Origin of the sequence: Kitasatospora sp. NPDC058444, assembly GCF_042721415.1 — a bacterium.
Lineage (GTDB): Bacteria > Actinomycetota > Actinomycetes > Streptomycetales > Streptomycetaceae > Kitasatospora.
In genome coordinates this window covers 87,553-103,696 of the sequence record NZ_JBHXLL010000024.1, presented here as the reverse complement: position 1 = coordinate 103,696, position 16,144 = coordinate 87,553, and the positions used below count along the sequence as shown (strand labels likewise).

Here is a 16,144-nt window from a genome sequence, read left to right as displayed (position 1 = left end):
TCCCGGTCAGGCGGCGTGGGCGGCGGACAGGTGGGCGGTGACGAGGTCGATCAGGGCGCGCGGGGTGCGGGCCTCGCCGAAGGCGTCCTCGTCGAGGCTGATCCCGTACTCGCGCTCGATGCGCCCGGCCGTCTCCAGGAGGGCGAGCGACTCGTAGCCGAGGTCGGCGAACTCGGCGTCGAGGATGTCCCCGTCCAGGTCGGCCTCCGCGTCGGCGCCGGCGGCCTCCAGGAGGATCCGCTTGAGCTCGGAGAGGGTGAAATCGGTGGTGGACACGGGGTTCCTTCCGTCAGTGGTGGGCGGCCCGCACGACCATCGCGGAGTTGAATCCGCCCTGGCCGCGGGCGAGGACGAGGGCGGCGCGCACCGCGTGGGGGCGGGGGCCGCCGGTGACCAGGTCGATGTCGTAGTCCGGGGACAGGGTGGAGCCGGTGGTCGGCGGGATCACGCCGTCGCGCATCGACAGGAACGCGGCCGCCAGGTCCAGCGGTGCCGCGCCCGAGTACAGGCGGCCCGTCATCGTCTTCGGCGCGGTCACGGGCACCGCGCGCACCCCGAACACCTTGGTGATCGCCTCCGCCTCGGCCCGGTCCAGGTCGGGCACGGCCGCCGCGTCGGCGAACACCACGTCGATGTCGTCCGGCGCCAGACCGGCGTCGGCGAGAGCGAGTTCCATGGCGCGCTGCAGCGTCGGCGCGCGGTCGCTGCCAGGCCGCGGGTCGACCGTGGAGGCGTGCCCGGCGATCTCCCCGTACACCTGCGGGGCGCCGCGCTCCCGGGCGTGCTCCGCGTTCTCCAGGACGAGCAGCGCTCCGCCCTCGCCCGGCACGTGGCCCGTGGCCCGGTCGTCGAAGGGCAGGTAGGCACTCTCCGGGTCGTCGCTGGTGGTCAGGCGCCCACTGGTCAGCTGGGCCACCCAGCCCCACGGGCAGATGGAGGCGTCGACGGCCCCGGAGATCACCATGCGGGTGCCCTTGCGGATCTGCCGGCGGGCTTGCGCCACCGCGTCGAGGCCGCCGGCCTGGTCGCTGACCACCACGCTGCTCGGGCCGCGCAGTCCGCCGCGGATGGAGATCTGGCCGCTGTTGACCGCGTAGAACCAGGCGAACGACTGGTAGGCGCTAACGTACTGACCGCCCTTGCTCCACAGGGCGCGCAGCTCGTTCTGCCCGAACTCGAAGCCGCCGGAGTGGCTCGCCGTGATGACGCCGACGTCGTAGTCGGGCAGTTCGGACGGGACGACGCCGGCGTCCGCGAACGCCCAGTCGGCGCCGACCAGGGCGAGGCGCGTCATCCGGTCCGTCTGCGGGAGCAGCCTGCCGGGAAGGTGTTCGCCGGCGTCGAAGCCGTGGATCTCGCCCGCGAGCCGGGAGGCGTACGGCGACGGGTCGAACCGGGTGACCCGGCCGATCGCGCCCCGTCCGGCGAGCGTCGCCGCCCAGTAGTCCGCCAGGCCGAGGCCGGTGGGCGCGACGACGCCGAGTCCCGTGACCACCGTGCGCGAGCTCATCGGGCACCCGCCCGGTCGGGGGCGGCGAGCACGATCGCGCTCTGGAAGCCGCCGAACCCACTGCCCACGGAGAGCACCGCGTCGGTCTTCCACTCCCGGGCCGTCAGCGGTACGTAGTCCAAGTCGCACTCCGGGTCGGGATGGTGGAGGTTCGCGGTCGGGGGTACGACGTCGTGGGCCATGGCGAGGACCGAGGCGGCCACCTCGATCGAGCCGATCGCGCCGAGCGAGTGCCCCACCATCGACTTGATGGAGCTGACCGGCGTGCGGTAGGCGTGGTCGCCGAGGCTGCGCTTGAACGCGGCCGTCTCGTGCCGGTCGTTCTGCTTGGTGCCGGAGCCGTGCGCGTTGATGTAGTCGATGTCCTGCGGGGCCAGCCGCGCCTCGTCGAGGGCGACCCGGATCGCCTCGGCCATCTCCTTGCCGTCGGGCCGCAGCCCCGTCATGTGGAAGGCGTTCGACCGGGTCGCGAAGCCGGCGACCTCGGCGTAGATCCGCGCTCCGCGCCTGCGGGCGCTCTCCAGCTCCTCCAGGACGAAGACCGCCGAGCCCTCACCCAGGACGAAGCCGTTGCGGCTGTTGTCGAAGGGGCGCGAGGCGTGCTGCGGATCGTCGTTGCGCGGCGTGGTCGCCTTGATCGCGTCGAAGCAGGCCACCGTGATGGGCGAGATGGGCGCGTCGGCGGCGCCCGCGATCATCACGTCCGCGGAGCCCTCCCGGATGACGTCGGCGGCGTATCCCACCGCGTCCAGACCGGAGGTGCAACCGGTGGAGACCACCGTGCTCGGGCCCTCGGCGCCCACCGCCCAGGCGACTTCCGTCGCGAAGGAGCTGGGCACCATGTAGTTGTAGAGGTGCGGCACGGCGTAGGCGGGGTCGACCAGTTCGAGGCGGCCGCCGTCGCTGACGGTCCGGTACTCCTGGTCGAGGCCCATCGTGGCGCCGACCGCGCTGCCGATCGTCACTCCCGTGCGGTGCGGGGCGAGCGTCTCGAACTCCAGGCCGCTGTCGGCGACCGCCTCGCGCGCCGTGACCACCGCGAACTGCGCGGCCCGGTCCATGCGCCGGATCTCCTGGGGGGTGAGTCCGGACAGCTCCGCGTCGAAGTCGACCTCGGCGGCCACCTGCGAACGGAACGGCGACGGGTCGAAGAACGAGATGCGGCGCGTTGCCGTGCGGCCGTCCGTGAGCAGCTTCCAGAAGCCCTTGGTCCCCTGCCCGCCCGGCGCGGTCACCCCGACACCGGTGATCACGACCCGCCGGCCGTGGGTGTCGCCCATCACGCGCTCCATTCGTAGAAGCGGCGGGCCATGGCGTCCGCGGGGGAACGCCAGGTCGCCGGGTCGTACGCCTCGATGTACGGCTTGAGGTCCTCGCTGATCGCGGTGAACAGCGGATCGGTCTTGGCCTCCTCGATGCGGCTCGCGCCGTTGTCGTCGTCGAAGTCCTGGAGGTGGAAGTACAGGCCCCGGTAGGCGAAGAGCTGCCGGCGGCGCGTGCCCATGCGGCCGGGCATGTCGGTGCGGTCGAAGGCGCCGAAGAGCCCGGCGACGTCCTGGGCCGAGGAGGGGGCCATCCTGGCCACGATCAGAGTGCTGTGCACGGTTTTCCTACTCCCTTGCTTGTCGAGCGGGCCCGAACCAGCGGTCCAGGGCCATCGGTAGGTCGTGGTGGCTGCCGGGAGCGGCCCAGGCGACGTGTCCGTCCGGGCGCACGAGCACCGCCGAGGTCCCCTTCAGGTCACTGCCGTCGGGTACGCCGACCGGGGTCGCCGTCACGATGTCGATCCGGTCCCGCCAGGCGTCGGCGCGCCCGCGCAGCGTCGCGTTGCCGTCGAGGTCGAGCAGCACGCCGCGTCCGGTGCGCAGGAGCGCGGTGCTCGTGGTGCGCCCTCGCTCCCCGGCCAGGTCGAGGTGCGGAAAACGCGCACCGAGCAGCGGACTGCGTCCGCTCCCGACGTCGTACCGGATGTCGAGGCCGCTGACCCGCGCCGCGAGATGGCGGACCACTTCGGGGTGGACGAGGAGTTCGCCGAGCGTCTCCCGTAGGGGGGAGACCTCCTCGCCGCCGAGGATCAGCAGGCTCTGCGCCCGCGTGTTGGCCAGGAGCCTGCGGCCGACCTCGTACCGCTCCCCGTGGTAGGTGTCGAGCAGGGCCTCGTGCGCCGTACCCCGCACCACCGCGGCGAGCTTCCAGCCCAGGTTGACCGAGTCCTGGACGGAGGTGTTCATGCCCTGGCCGCCCGCGGGGAGGTGGACGTGCGCGGCGTCCCCGGCGAGCAGCACCCGGCCTCGCCGGTACTCGGTGGCCTGCCGGGCGGCGTCGCTGAACGAGCTCACCCAGACCGGCTCGGCGCCGGTGAGGTCGATGCCCGTGAGTCGCTTCCACACGTCCGCGACCTCGCCGAACTCCGGCGGCCCCGAACGGCGTTGTGGAGGGGTTCCGCGCTCGCCGACGATGATCCGGTGGATGCCGCCGGGCAGCTTGGCCACCATCACCAGGCCGCCGTCGGTGGGCTGCCCGGTCATCCGGGGCTCCAGGTCCACGCCCTTGAGGTCGGCGAGGAACAGCTCGGTGGTCGCGGGCGTGCCGGGGAAGTCGAATCCGGCGAGCTTGCGGACGGTGCTGCGACCGCCGTCGCAGCCCACCACGTAGCGGGCCCGCAGCGCGCGGGCCGAGTCCCGGACGATCACGGTCACGCCTTCGCCGTCCTCGGCGAGGCCGGTGACCTCCACGCCGCGCCGGATGTCGGCGCCCAACTCCCGTGCCCAGGACTCCAGTACGGACTCTGTGGTGGACTGGGGAACGGCGCGCGCCGAGGCGTGGGCGGCGTTCAGGGCCGCCAGGTCGAGCGGGAGGCCGCCGAAGTGCCCCTCCTCGCTCGTCCGGATCTCGCCGAACCGGGGCAGCAGGCCGCGCTGGTCGAACACCTCCATCGTGCGGATGGTGAAGCCGATCCCGCGCGACTCGCCGGTCCGTTCCGGCAGCCGGTCGAGCACGATCGTGTCGACGCCCGCCAGACGCAGTTCTCCGGCCAGCATGAGCCCGGCCGGCCCGGCGCCGACGACAATGACTGAAGCGTCCATGTGAATCTCCAGAGCGTCCGGGGAGCCGATCCCCGCTGGTGGCGGGTGTCGGAAATCCCTACTCGGTCTCGATGTTGGCGGCTATGCGGGCCAGTACGTCATTGGCCGCGAGGAATTCGGCTTCGGATATTCCGGCGAGCGACCTGGCCGCATGCGCGTTCACCAGGACCTCGGCCCGCACGTGCGCCGCACTGCCGGATTCCGTGAGCGTCACCGCGCCCCCCTGAATCAACACCCAGCCACGGTCGACGAATCCATCGACCACCGACCGGTAGGAGTCGGCACGGTCCGCGGCCAGGAACGGGGAGAATGCCGCGTCGATGTCCTCGACGGTCCGCACACCGATACTGATGGCGTGCAGGACCTGCCACTGCCGCCGGTTCAGATTCTCTCCGGCAAGGGCCTTCGCAGTTGCCTCGTCGAAGAGCCCGTGCAGATGCAGAAGCCAGTATCCGATGCGCTTGGTGGTGTTCTGCTGGAGCATGGAGCGCCTACTTCCTCGCATACGGGGGAGAGATTCTCGACCCTCGTGTCCGGACTCGCGGCTGAATTCCCGACCACTAGACACTCGCATGATCGGCTGTCGCGCTACAAGGCTCCACGGGCAAGCCTACGGGCGACCCGCAGGGTCCCTTGCGGGTCACCCGTAGGGCCCTTTGGAGGAAACCCCGAAAATGCGGTTCCGCTGGGGCGGCCACGGGTGTGACGACGCGGATCGGCGACGCGGACGGAACGGAAGAGCCTGGAACGCGAGACGCCGCCCACCCGACGGGGGTGAGCGGCGTGTGGACGCGGGGGCCGGCCGGGGCTAGACGGCGGAGGACAAGTGGTCGACCCCGAGGGGGGAAAGGCGCTCGGTGTGGAGTGCGGCGTGCAGCTCGTTCCGGCCGGAGATGGCGAGCTTGCGGTACACGCTCGACAGGTGGAACTCCACGGTGCGGGTCGCCAGGAAGAGGGTCTCGGCGATCTGCCGGTTGCTGTAGCCGGCGCTCGCCAGCTGGCCGATGTGCAGCTCCTGACTGGTGAGGCTGGGGACGTCCAGGCGCTTCAGCGCGGATTCCAGGCTGTGCTGCCAGAGCCGGTTGCCGCTCTCCCGGGCCACCATGAGGGCGACCTCCAGGTGGCGACGGCCCGCGGACAGGTTCCTGCGGTCGATCTGCAGGGTTCCCAGGTCGTGCAGGACCCGGATCAACTCGCCTCGGGCGTAGGCGAGATGGAGCAGTGCCACGGCCTCTTCCAGGAGCGCCACCGAGGTGTCGTCCCGGCGGGCGACCGCGACCGCGTGCAGCGCCAGGCCGATACAGCGTGGCGAGCCCCAGGTGCGTGCCACGGCCAGTTCCTCCTCGGCCAGGGCGAGCGCGAGGTCGCCCTGCTGGGTCGCGAGCGCGGCCGACGAGGCCCGTGAACGCCACGGAATGACAGCGGGGTTGGCGACCTGTCGCTCCGCGAGCAACCGTCCGCACGCCATGAAGTCCTTCAGGCTGTGCTGGAACTGGCCGGCCGCCTGCTGCAGTGCGCCGCGCGCGGCCAGGATGTGGACAAGGTCCGGAGGGTTGGTGTCGAGCCGGCCCGCCAGGCCGTGCGCCCGCAGTACCTGGTGTGCCTGCCCCAGTTCACCGGACAGGACATGGGCCTCGATGAGCCATGCGACGGCGAGCCCGGCGAGGTGCGGCGAGAGCCCACGGGTCAGCTGTGCGCCGAGCAGCCCGGACGCCTCGGCGCCGTGGCCCCCGAGCAGACTGATCCGCGCGCGCAGCAGGGTCAGTACTTCCTGGTGCCGCGGTGATCCCGACCAGCGGGCGTCCTTGGCCAGTCGGCGGCACTCGGCGTGCGCGGTGACGAGGTCGCCGGTGTAGAGGAGCGTCAGGATCGTCGGCCACATGCCGTGCGGATCGCCGCGGCCGTCCTCCACCGCGAGGACCGCCTCGACCTGCTGGTGGACGAGGGCACGCCTGATCCCCAGGTTGGCCAGTTCGATGCTCTGTAAGGAGACGCTCGCCCCGGGCGGCGATATGTGTTCGTTCTCGACGGAGTCGAAGCGTCCCGGTATGTAAATGTCCTGGTCTTCCCGGAGGACCCCGGCCCTCGCCCCGGCCGCCTGAGCTGCGGCGAAGTGTCTCTGCCGAGGCTTGTTCCTGCGGTCGTGCTCGATCATCTTCTTTTCCCCCTCGCTGTTCATCCGGTCGCTGGCTTCGATCTGCTGCCGGGTGGTCCTCGGGACGGAATTCCGCGTCATGGAGGCCTCATCCGCTTCCACGCTACAGGGCATCTATTGCATACGCATCAACAGTCCCAGCCACCGGAAATCTCCCCCATTGGCGCGCACCGGCACGCCGAGGCAACGCCCGGCGCGCTGACCTGGTGATTGCCGGACGGGCTCGGCGCGGCGCCGAGTGCACTCCTTGCGACTTCCTGACGCGGGCGAGATGCCCAAACGTGACCGTTGCCACAATTCGTCGACCGCGCACCGACAGCGCCTTCGACAGAAGCGCGCGGCACGCCGTCAGGAAATTGGAACAATCGATTCCACCCGGGCCGGACGGTCATTCACGGACGCGGCATCGCCCCATTGGGGCCGTGCCCGCCGGGTCACCGTTCATGTCGACACGGTGGCCCCCAGGTGAAGAATTCGGAATCGCACGGACGAAACTCCCGCCGCATCTCAGTCCTTGAAACGGGAGTTGACATTCCCGGGATCGACTCGGCATCATGCGCCGGCATTGGAGTCCGGAAGAGCGGGGGGATCCGCACCCTCCCCGGCCGCGCCGGTTCGGGCCGCGCCGGTTCGGGCCGCCGGCGACCACTCCATCCGGCCTAAGCCGACAGGGCGGCGGCACGCATCGCGACGATCCTTCTGTGTGAGGTGCCAGCTCACAGCCGCTCGCGGCGGAGGAGGATCCGATGAGCAGTGCGGACGTGCCGGCGGACGATGCCGAACGGTCGAGCAGCGCCCGGGCGGCGGAGGCCGCGCGGGCGGCGGCCGGATCGCAGAAGATCACCTGGCTCACGCTGGCGCTGATGACGACGAGCTCCGTCGCGAGCCTGCGCGCCTCGCCCACCATGGCCGTCTACGGACTCGCGTGCGTGTTCCTCTACCTGCTGCCGGCCGTCGTGTTCCTCATCCCCACGGCCCTGGTGTCGGCGGAGCTGGCGTCCGGGTGGAGCGGCGGGGTCTACAACTGGGTGGCGCAGGGGCTGTCCAAGCCACTGGGGTTCCTGGCCGTGTGGTGCCAGTTCGCGATGACGATCTTCTACTACCCGAGCCTGCTCGCCTACGTCGCCAGCACCATCGCCTACGTCGTCAACCCCGCCCTGGCCAGCAACGGCGCCTACACGGCGATCGTGATCGTGGTGGTCTACTGGACCGGCGTGTGGGTCTCCTCCCGCGGCACCAACGCGGTCGCGGGGCTCGCCTCCTGGGGGCTGATCATCGGCACGCTGATCCCCGGTGCGCTGCTGGTCGTCCTGGGCTTCGTCTTCCTCGGGCAGGGCAACCCGTCCGCCGCGCCGATGGACGCCTCGCACTTCTTCCCCCAGTGGACCGGCGTCGCCAGCCTGGTCCTGATCGTCAACAACTTCCTCAGCTACTCCGGCATGGAGATGAACGCCGTCCACGTCAACAAACTGCGCGACCCGGCCCGGGAGTTCCCCAGGTCGATGTTCCTGGCCATGGGCATGGTGCTGCTGATCTTCATCCTGCCCGCGCTCGCCATCAGCTGGGTCATCCCCGCCGACCAGCTCAGCCTCACCGCCGGCGTCATGCAGGCCTTCGACGCCTTCTTCCAGTACTTCCACATCGGCTGGCTGGTGCCGATCATCGCGGTCGGACTGTGCGCGGCCTCCGTCGGCGGCATGCTCACCTGGCTCGCCGGCCCCTCCAAGGGCCTGCTGCTGATCTCCCGCCAGGAGGGCTACCTGCCGCCCTTCCTGCAGAGGCTCAACGCCCGCGGTATCCAGCAGAACATCCTCGTCACCCAGGGCCTCGTCACCACCCTGATCGCCCTGCTGTACGCGCTGATCCCCGACGTCTCCAGCGTCTACTGGATCTTCTCGGTGATCACCACCCAGGTCTACCTGATCGTGTACCTCCTGATGTTCGTCGCCGCGATCCGGCTGCGCCGCAAGCAGCCCGACCACCCCCGCGGCTACCGCGCACCGCTGCTCACCACGCTCTGCGTCACCGGGTTCATCGCCTCGGCGCTGGCCATGGCGATCGGCTTCGTGCCCTCCTCGCAGTTCGGCGGCAGCAGCGCCTGGTCCTACGTCGCCATCGTCGCCGGCGGTCTGCTGCTGCTCGGCCTGGTCATCCCGGTCGCCTTCCTCAAGGCCCGCAAGCCGGGGTGGCGCCTGCCCGACACCGCCGACGCCCAGGCGGAAGGAGGCGAGGCATGAGCCGCACCCGAATGGCATCGCAGCACCGGTGGATCTACATCGGGGCGATCGTGGTGCTGGTCGGCCTGGTGGTCACCGCACTGCTCACCTACACCCAGCAGAAGGCCACCAACGAGGCCCACCGGAAGGCGAACCAGCTGAACGAGGCCCTCGTCGCCCAAGGATTCGCCTCCCGCGACACCGGCAACATCGCCGACACCCTCGGCACCGACGGCGGCGCGGTCTGCAAGGACCCCGTCTCGGCGCTGAAGCAGGGACTGTGGCTCGTCCAGCTGGCCAACGGGGCCGGCGGACCGGGCATGCGCCCGGTCATCGTCGACAAGAAGGTCCTGGAGGCGGGCGCCGAGGTGGTCAAGGTGTACTGCCCGGAGAAGCTGGACGAGTACCAGCGCAAGATCAACGACCTCAAGACCTCGGATGTGATCAATGACTGAGGCCCCGCCCGGGAGCGGCCCGACCGACGACCTCGCCGCCCGGGTGGCCGCACTGATGCCCCGGGCGAAGGCCGACCTCGCCGAACTGGTCGCCATCCCCTCGGTCGCCGACCCCCGCCAGTTCCCGCCCGAGCACTGCCGGCGCGCCGCCGAGTGGGTCGCCGCGGCCTTCGCCGAGGTGGGCCTGCGGGACGTCCGGCTCGTGAAGACCCCGGACGGCAGCCACGCGGTGCTCGGCCACCGGCCGGCCCCGCCCGGCGCCCCCACCGTCCTGCTCTACAGCCACTACGACGTGCAGCCGCCCCTCGACGACGCCGCCTGGCAGTCGCCGCCGTTCGAACTCACCGAGCGCGACGGCCGCTGGTACGGGCGCGGCGCCGCCGACTGCAAGGGCAACATCGTCATGCACCTCACCGCGCTGCGCGCACTGGGCGGCGACCTCCCGGTGGGCCTCAAGCTGGTCGTGGAGGGCTCCGAGGAACAGGGCACCGGCGGGCTGGAGGCCTACGTCCCCGACCACGCCGACGAGTTGCGGGCGGACGCGCTGCTCATCTGCGACACCGGCAACGCGGCGGTGGGCGTCCCCACCGCGACGACCGCGCTGCGCGGCCTGGCCAACGTCGTCGTGACCGTCTCCACACTCACCGGGGACGTGCACTCGGGCATGTTCGGCGGCCCCGCCCCCGACGCCCTGGCCGCGCTGATCCGGATCCTGGACTCGCTGCGCGACACCGACGGCAGCACCCGCGTCAACGGCCTGGACGGCACCGGGACCTGGCCGGGGATCGGCTACGACGAGCAGCGGTTCCGTACCGACGCGGGCGTGCTGGACGGGGTCGAGCTGCTCGGATCCGGCAGCGTCGCGGACCGGCTGTGGGCGCGCCCGGCCGTCACCGTGCTCGGCATCAACTGCCCGCCGGTGGTGGGCTCCGCGGCCGCCGTCCCCGCCCGGGCGAGGGCCCGGGTCAGCCTGCGCGTGCCGCCCGGCACCGACGCCGCCACCGCGGCCGACGCCCTGACCGCCCACCTCAGGGCCGCGGCGCCGTGGGGCGCCAGGGTCGAGGTGGAACGCGAGAGCACCGGCTCGCCGTTCCGCGCCGCCACCGACGGCCCCGCGTACGCCGCGCTCGACCGGGCGATGCGGGAGGCCTACGGCGAACCGGTCTCCTTCCTCGGCCAGGGCGGCTCGATCCCGCTGTGCAACGTCCTCGCCGGCACCTTCCCCGACGCGGAAGTGATCCTGATGGGCGTCGAGGAACCCCGGTGCCTGATCCACGCGCCGAACGAGAGCGTCGAGCCGTCGGAGATCGAGCGGATGGCCCGGGTCGAGGCGCTCTTCCTGCGCCACTACGGCGCCGGCCGGGGCTAGCCCCGGCCCGTCCGGCGGGGGCCCGCGCCGCCTGAATCCACCGGCCGCGCGGTGACGACCGTGTTCCACCGGTCCGGCGCGGGCTGTTCGAGGACTGCGCCGGCCGCGCGACGACGTGCGCCGGAACCTCGACCCCACCTCGGCCCCGCCCCGGCACCGGGCGCTCACAGGGCAGGCGCATCGACAGCACATCGAGCGAACAACTCGGCTCGGAAGAATCGCCGTGCAGGCGTCGCGAGCGCCCGGCGGAGCCTCTTCGCGGGCCGTACGCACCGTTGCCTGTTCGCACGAGCGGACCCGCGCTCGGCGTACGAGCCATCGGCATGAGGTGGAGACAACGTGCTGACCACACCGCCAGACCTTGATTCGACGATCGCGCGATATGCCACGGCAGACTTCGACGACTCCACGCTGATCCAGGAGGCCGGCCTCGAGTCGCTGTCGCTCCTGCGCCTCGCCGTCGAGGTCGCCGACGAGGACGTGGAGATCGACGCCGAGGGCCTGGTCCGGGTACGGACCGTCGGGGATCTCAAGGTCTGGCTCACCAGCCTGCTCCCGTCCGGCGCGGACCAGCCCGGTGCCGCATGCTGAGGAACGACTCGGCCTCCGGCACGGCGGACCCCGCCCTGCTGCCCATCACAGACCCCCAGAAGGGCCTGCTCGTCGTCGACAGCAGGGTGTCGGCCCGCGAGATCTACAACCAGATCATGCGGTTCGACCTCGATCCGGGGCTCTCGGACGACGCCGTCGGCCATGCCCTCACGGTACTGGTCACGGTTCAGCCGGCGCTGCGCCAGGTCTTCGGCCACCTGCCGAGGATGCACGCCCGGTTCACCCCCGCGCCGGAGCCGGGGCAGGTGCCGTGCGAGCGGTCGGACGTGGCGCCGGACGAGTTCGCCGAAGCCGTCGAGGCCCTGGCCCTGCGGCTCGGACGGATCCCGTTCGACCTCGCGACGGGGCCGGCGTGCCGGTTCGCGCTCGTCCGCGCCACCGACGGCTCCGCGGCCGCCCTGCTGATGATCGGCCACCACCTCATCGGGGACGGCGTCTCCGCGGAGCCGCTCGTCCGTGACCTGGAGTCCGCGCTGACCTCGCAGCGCACCGCCGAGGCCGCCGAGGCCGTCGAAGCACTGCGCGTGGCACGCGAATCCGCCTTCGTCCGGGAACTGGAGGCGCAGAACCGGGCCTCCGGCTCGCCGGAGACCGCCGAGCACGTCAGGGTCTGGGCCGAGCGCCTGCGTGACGTCCCGCCGCTCGTGCTGGATCCCCGGCCGGGGCGGCCGGAGGAGACGGACTTCACCGGTGCGCGCCTCTCGTGGCTGCTCGACGAGGGGGAGGCGGCCGCTTTCCAGGAGACCTGCAAGCGGCTCTCCGTCACGCCCTTCGTCCTGCTGAGCGCGGTGTACGGGGCCGTCCTCGCCCGGCACGGCGGTGTGCCCACCGTCCTGATCGGCAGTCCCCTGTCGGCCAGGCGCACCGTCCGCTCGTACGACCTCTGCGGCTTCTTCGTCAACACCCTGCCCGTCACGGTCGACGTGGACTGGTCGCGCCCGGTGGACGAGCACATCACCGGGACCGTCCGGGAAGCCGTCGACTACTGCCGCGCCAGGGTCGCCGTCACCCTCAACCAGCTCGTGGCGAGTGTCGGACAGGACCGCACCAGCAACCGCAACCCCCTGTTCTCCTGCATGCTCGCGATGCAGGACACCTTCGCCGGCACGACGGACGGTGCCGTCCGCGGGGTGCGGGAACCGGGCAACGGAACGGCGAAGTTCGACCTGTGGCTCGGTGCCACCCAGGTGGACGGCCGCTGGCTGCTGGAGCTGGAGTACGACCGGCAGCTGATGGCCGAGCCCGTCGCGGACGCGCTGCTCGCGTCGCTGCGCACGGCCCTGCGACGCACGCTGGAGGACGGCACCCGCTCGCTGGCCGACCTGTTCGTGGACGGTGACCTTCCGGGCACGGCCGTCGGGTCGGCGGACGCCGGCGTTCCGGCTCCGGCCCGCGGTCTGACCGAGTGGATCGAGCGGGCCGCCCGGCGGACGCCCGATGCGGTCGCCGTCGAGGAGCCCGGGCGCGAGCTGACGTACGGCGAGCTCCTGGCCGCCGCGGAACGGGCCGCCGACGGGCTGGCCCGGCAGGGCGTCACGCCGGGGCAGGTCGTCGGCCTGTCCCTGGGCGGGCTGTGCGAGGCCTCGATCGCGATCCTCGCGGTCCTGCGCTGCGGTGCCACCTATCTGCCGCTGGACCCGAGCCTGCCCGCCGAACGCCTCGCCCACATGGTGGAGCAGGCGGGCTGCCGCCTGATCGTCGGCCACGGCCTGGACCTCCCCGGGACGCGCACCACCGACCTGGCCGGACTCTCCGTGCCCGGCGACGGACCCCGGGCCCAGGGCGGCTCCGCCGACTCGCCGGTGTACCTGATGTTCACCTCCGGATCGAGCGGCACCCCCAAGGGGGTGGTGATGGGCCACCGACCGCTGCTGAACCTGGCCGCGTGGCAGATCTCCGCCCTGGAGCACGCCGCGACGACGCGCTTCCTCCAGTACGCGCCCCTCGGCTTCGACGTCTCCTTCCAGGAGATCGTTCCGACGCTCGCCTCGGGCGGCACCGTCGTCTCCCGCGAGCCCGCCGACCGGCGGGACTTCCCGGCGCTGGTCCGGCGCGTCGAGGAGACCCGGGTCAGCCACGTCTTCCTGCCGGTGGCGGCCCTGCGCCCGTTCGTCCAGGCCGCCCAGCGCGCCTCGGCCCGCTTCCCCGACCTGCGGCGCGTCTGCGTCTCCGGTGAGCAGCTGCTCGTCGACGACGAGATCCGCCGGTTCTTCGTCGACCACCCGGCGTGTGTGCTCGTCAACCTCTACGGCCCCACCGAGACGAACGCCGCCACGGTGCACGAGCTGCGGGGCGAGGACGCGCACTGGCCCGCCCACGCGCCGATCGGCCGCCCCCTGCCGGGTGTGGCGGCGTACGTGGTCGACACGACGGGCCACCTCGCGCCCGTCGGCGTGCCCGGCGAGCTCCACCTCGGCGGCGTCAGCCCGGCGGACGGCTACCTCGACGCGGAGCGGACCGCGGCGAGCTTCCTGCCCGACCGGTTCTCCGGTGACGGCACCTCGCGGATGTACCGCACAGGTGACCAGGTGGTGCGCGATGCCGAGGGGACGCTGGTCTTCCTCGGCCGTCAGGACAGCCAGACGAAGATCCGCGGTTACCGGGTGGAACTCGGCGAGATCGAGGCCGTCGCCAACGCCGCGGCCGGCGTCCGGCAGTCCGTCGCGGTGGCGCGGGGGCTCGGAGCCGACCGCGAACTGGTCCTGTTCCTCCTCGCGGAGCCCGGCGCCGACCCCGACCACGCGGAGGTCCGGGCCCGGATCACCGCGGCACTGCCCTCGTACATGGCGCCGTCCTGGATCCTCGACACGGACCGGATCCCGACATCGCGCACCGGCAAGACCGACCGGGACGCCCTGGTCGCCCTGGCGGACCGGCTCGTCGCCGAGCAGCGGACGACCGCGGCCACGACCACGGTCGCCTACGCCTCCGAGCTGGAGCGCGGACTGGCCGTCATCTGGTCGTCGATCCTGGAGACCGACGGCATCGCCCGCGACCGGTCCCTGATCGACTACGGCGCCCACTCCCTGAACATCTTCTCGGCCCTCGCCGAGATCGAGGAGGAGTACGGCACGGCGGTCCCGGTTCCCGAGTTCTTCCGGTCGCCCACCATCGCGACGCTCGCCGGACTCGTCCGAGCGGCCCTGGCCGAGGACGCGCGGGACGCCGAGGAGGCCGGCGAGGCCGGCGAGGCCGCGGACGGGACCGCGGCGTGACGGCCGCGGCGGCGCCCGGCCGGCTGATCAGGATGGCCCGGGGCAAGGACCGCCCCCGCTGCCTGATCCTGCCCGGAGCCGGCGGCGGCCTCACCCCGTACCTCCAGCTGTCCTCGGCGCTCGGCGGGACCCATTCCGTGGACTTCGTGCGGCCCCTGGGCCTCATGCCGGACGAGGAGCCCGAGACCACGGTCGCGCAGATGGCCGCGTCGGTGCTCGGCATCGTCGAAGGAGCCGCCGCCGTACCGCAGTTGGTGGTCGGCTGGTCGCTCGGCGGCGTCGTGGCGTGGGAGCTCTGCGTCAGGCTCGCCGAGGACGGCCACCGGCCCGACCTCGTGATCGTCGACAGTTCTCCGCTGCCCCGGGTCCCCGGGCCGGGCGAGGACGAGGAGATCCGGGACAGGATGACGGCCGATCTCGGCCCGAAGGCGGATCCGCGGACCGTCGGCCGGGTGCTGGGCACCCTCGCGGCGCAGGCCGCCGCCCTCGCCGGCTACGCGGCCGGGACGGCCTACCCGGGCAGGGTGCTGCTCCTCGTCTGCTCCCCGTACGACGGGGACGGCCGGGAGGCCGCCGTACGGCGCTGGCGGGAGCTCGCGCCGGACCTGGAGGTCGTCCGCCTCGACGCCGGCCACTACGACGTCTTCGAACCCGCGCACCTCCCCCAGGTGGCCGCGGCCATTCACGAGTTCCAGAACCAGGACGGGCGATGACAGAGGAAACAGGGACGACGGCGACGGCACGGCCTCCGGTGGCCGTCGTCAGCGGCGGCACCCGCGGCATCGGGCTCGCGTTCAGCCGCCGGCTGGTGAAGCTGGGCTTCCGGGTGAGCGCGCTGTACCGCTCCGACGAGGAGGGCGCGCGCGCGGCGGAGCGGGAGTTGGGCCCCCGGCTGAACACCGTGCGGGTGGACCTGTCCGACGGTACCGCGGTGGCCGGGGCCGCCGAGGCGCTCCTGGCGGAGTACGGGCCGCCGACGGTCCTGGTCAACAACGCCGGGATGAACATCGACCGCCCGTTCCTGGAGATGAGCCACGACGACTGGCGGCGGGTCATCGACACCAACCTCTCCGGCGTCTTCTACCTGACCCGCGCGCTCGCGCCGGCGATGGTGGCCTCGGGTGCCGACGCGACGATCGTCAACGTCGGCGCCACCACCGGCATCCGCCCCCGCCTCAACGGCGCCAACTACTGTGCGAGCAAGGCGGGTCTGCTGCACCTGACCAAGTGCCTCGCGCTGGAACTGGCACCCCGTGTCCGGGTCAACTGCCTGATCCCCGGCAACACCGAGACCGAGGAACTGGTCGAACGGTTCAACCTGAACGACCCGGACGCCCGGAGCCGGATGCTCGCCGAGGTTCCGCAGCGACGGATCGCCGACCCGGAGGAGATCGCGAACGCCCTCGAATTCCTCGTCGGCCCGAACAGCGCGTACATGACGGGACAGAAGCTCGTCGTGGACGGCGGGCAGTTCATGTGGTGACGGGCACCACGACACCGTTCCCAGGTCAGCGCGACCTCCCGCC

14 protein-coding genes are annotated in these 16,144 nt (G+C 72.0%); 7 read left to right on the top strand and 7 right to left on the bottom strand.

Features of this window, described 5'->3' with window-relative positions; translation table 11 throughout:
* Positions 1-6: 6 nt before the first annotated feature.
* The 7 genes from ACFWP2_RS24240 to ACFWP2_RS24210 form a co-directional block, all read right to left on the bottom strand.
* Positions 7-276 carry an acyl carrier protein gene (locus ACFWP2_RS24240; protein WP_380454804.1) on the bottom strand — a complete coding sequence of 90 codons (270 nt, stop codon included), beginning with the start codon at positions 274-276 and terminating at the stop codon, positions 7-9.
* Between the two features lie 13 nt (positions 277-289).
* Positions 290-1,510, bottom strand: a complete 1,221-nt coding sequence (locus ACFWP2_RS24235; RefSeq protein WP_380454802.1) for a ketosynthase chain-length factor — start codon at positions 1,508-1,510, stop codon at positions 290-292.
* On the bottom strand, positions 1,507-2,790 hold the full coding sequence (locus tag ACFWP2_RS24230) for a beta-ketoacyl-[acyl-carrier-protein] synthase family protein (RefSeq protein ID WP_380454800.1): 1,284 nt from the start codon (positions 2,788-2,790) through the stop codon (positions 1,507-1,509). Before ACFWP2_RS24230 ends, ACFWP2_RS24235 begins: the two co-directional genes overlap by 4 nt.
* Positions 2,790-3,113 (bottom strand): TcmI family type II polyketide cyclase, encoded by a 324-nt coding sequence (locus ACFWP2_RS24225; RefSeq protein ID WP_380454798.1) that lies wholly within the window; start codon positions 3,111-3,113, stop codon positions 2,790-2,792. The genes ACFWP2_RS24230 and ACFWP2_RS24225 overlap by 1 nt, the downstream gene beginning before the upstream one ends.
* A gap of 7 nt (positions 3,114-3,120) precedes the next feature.
* The gene (locus ACFWP2_RS24220) at positions 3,121-4,596 is read right to left on the bottom strand and encodes an FAD-dependent monooxygenase (RefSeq protein ID WP_380454796.1); all 1,476 of its coding nucleotides are present in this window, start codon (positions 4,594-4,596) and stop codon (positions 3,121-3,123) included.
* Positions 4,597-4,654: 58 nt separating this feature from the next.
* Positions 4,655-5,080 (bottom strand): MarR family winged helix-turn-helix transcriptional regulator, encoded by a 426-nt coding sequence (locus tag ACFWP2_RS24215; RefSeq protein ID WP_380454794.1) that lies wholly within the window; start codon positions 5,078-5,080, stop codon positions 4,655-4,657.
* A 324-nt stretch (positions 5,081-5,404) separates the two neighbouring features.
* Positions 5,405-6,832 (bottom strand): LuxR C-terminal-related transcriptional regulator, encoded by a 1,428-nt coding sequence (locus ACFWP2_RS24210; protein ID WP_380454792.1) that lies wholly within the window; start codon positions 6,830-6,832, stop codon positions 5,405-5,407.
* Positions 6,833-7,497: 665 nt separating this feature from the next.
* On the opposite strand from ACFWP2_RS24210, the gene ACFWP2_RS24205 reads away from it, so the two are divergent.
* The 7 genes from ACFWP2_RS24205 to ACFWP2_RS24175 all read left to right on the top strand — a co-directional run bounded on the left by ACFWP2_RS24205 (position 7,498) and on the right by ACFWP2_RS24175 (position 16,101).
* The gene (locus ACFWP2_RS24205) at positions 7,498-8,988 is read left to right on the top strand and encodes an APC family permease (RefSeq protein WP_380454790.1); all 1,491 of its coding nucleotides are present in this window, start codon (positions 7,498-7,500) and stop codon (positions 8,986-8,988) included.
* On the top strand, positions 8,985-9,422 hold the full coding sequence (locus ACFWP2_RS24200) for a hypothetical protein (protein ID WP_380454788.1): 438 nt from the start codon (positions 8,985-8,987) through the stop codon (positions 9,420-9,422). The genes ACFWP2_RS24205 and ACFWP2_RS24200 overlap by 4 nt, the downstream gene beginning before the upstream one ends.
* Positions 9,415-10,791, top strand: coding sequence for a dipeptidase (locus tag ACFWP2_RS24195; protein ID WP_380454786.1), 1,377 nt, complete (start codon positions 9,415-9,417; stop codon positions 10,789-10,791). The genes ACFWP2_RS24200 and ACFWP2_RS24195 overlap by 8 nt, the downstream gene beginning before the upstream one ends.
* Before the next feature lie 339 nt (positions 10,792-11,130).
* A complete protein-coding gene (locus tag ACFWP2_RS24190) occupies positions 11,131-11,382 on the top strand; it encodes a phosphopantetheine-binding protein (RefSeq protein WP_380454784.1) in 252 nt (83 codons plus the stop codon).
* A complete protein-coding gene (locus ACFWP2_RS24185; RefSeq protein WP_380454782.1) occupies positions 11,376-14,618 on the top strand; it encodes an amino acid adenylation domain-containing protein in 3,243 nt (1,080 codons plus the stop codon). The genes ACFWP2_RS24190 and ACFWP2_RS24185 overlap by 7 nt, the downstream gene beginning before the upstream one ends.
* Complete coding sequence (locus tag ACFWP2_RS24180; protein WP_380454780.1) at positions 14,615-15,331, top strand: alpha/beta fold hydrolase; 717 nt, start codon at positions 14,615-14,617, stop codon at positions 15,329-15,331. Before ACFWP2_RS24185 ends, ACFWP2_RS24180 begins: the two co-directional genes overlap by 4 nt.
* Positions 15,328-16,101: an SDR family NAD(P)-dependent oxidoreductase gene (locus ACFWP2_RS24175; RefSeq protein WP_380454778.1), complete on the top strand. Its 774-nt coding sequence runs from the start codon at positions 15,328-15,330 to the stop codon at positions 16,099-16,101. The genes ACFWP2_RS24180 and ACFWP2_RS24175 overlap by 4 nt, the downstream gene beginning before the upstream one ends.
* Positions 16,102-16,144: the final 43 nt, after the last annotated feature.